We start from the raw sequence: 999 nt of genomic DNA on the forward strand, positions 1-999 counted from the left end.
AAAGAAGGTGGAAAAAAAGCTGCCGATAAAGCTGGTAAAATAGCTGGAGAAGCAAAAGAAAAAGCTTCAGAATTCGCTGAAGAAGCCAAAGAAACCGCTTCTGAGTTTGCAGATGGTGCCAAAGAAACCTTTAATGAAGTTACTTCTAGTGAAAATAAAAAAGTACTAGCTGGTGTTTTAGGAATATTATTTGGTGGACTCGGAATCCATAAATTTATATTAGGCTACAATAAAGAAGGTGTTATATTATTAATAGCATCTGTTCTTACTTGTGGTGCTGCTGGTATAATTGGTTTAATAGAAGGTATTATTTACCTAACAAAATCTGACGAAGAATTTTACAATACTTACCAAGTTGGTAAAAAACCTTGGTTCTAATAATAAACAAAAAAACAAGAGCCTGAACTTATAATTCAGGCTTTTTTAAATTAAGTAATTATCGTAATATTGCAATATATAAATAAAAAATTATGGGGTTTTCTAAAAAATATATTTTCGATGAGCAGCAAAACCAAACTGCTTTAATAACAAAAGTATTAGGTCATCCAGCACGTATTGCTATTATACAACACATTAGCAAAAACAAAAATTGCAATTGTAATGAGTTAGTAAAACATGTAGGGTTAGCACAACCAACTATTTCCCAACATTTAAATGAAATAAAAAAAATAGGATTGTTAGATCAAGATACTAAAGGTAAAAATTTGTTTTACTCCATTAACGTAAACAAGTTAAATGATTGTAGACGGGTTATAAATGATTTCTTTGTAAAGACTCAGGTAAACTGTGGTAAGTAATTATTTTAAATCTCTATCAATATAAGATACATTATATTAATATTATAGTCATATTTTTTATAAAAAAACTGTAACAACCTATAAAAAAGGGTTACCCATTAGTAAGTAAAGCGATTATACTTTAACTAAGTATTTAATAAATCAAATTAAGAGGGCATGTGTTTTTTATAATTAAAAAGAGACATTAAACAATTGGACTTTA

The 999-nt window shown here is 28.0% G+C and carries 2 protein-coding genes; both read left to right on the forward strand.

Features of this window, described 5'->3' with window-relative positions; all coding sequences use genetic code 11:
• A partial coding sequence (locus ACVC2P_RS11055; protein ID WP_452598530.1) for an NINE protein occupies nt 1–378 on the forward strand: 378 nt, incomplete at its 5' end.
• A 92-nt stretch (nt 379–470) separates the two neighbouring features.
• Nucleotides 471–797, forward strand: a complete 327-nt coding sequence (locus ACVC2P_RS11060) for an ArsR/SmtB family transcription factor (protein WP_452598531.1) — start codon at nt 471–473, stop codon at nt 795–797.
• Nucleotides 798–999 lie beyond the last annotated feature (202 nt).

The organism is Pontimicrobium sp. MEBiC01747 (assembly GCF_053601635.1).

Coding starts and splice junctions, on each gene's coding strand:
- ACVC2P_RS11060 (WP_452598531.1), top strand. CDS start 471: ATGGGGTTTTCTAAAAAATATATTTTCGATGAGCAGCAAAACCAAACT.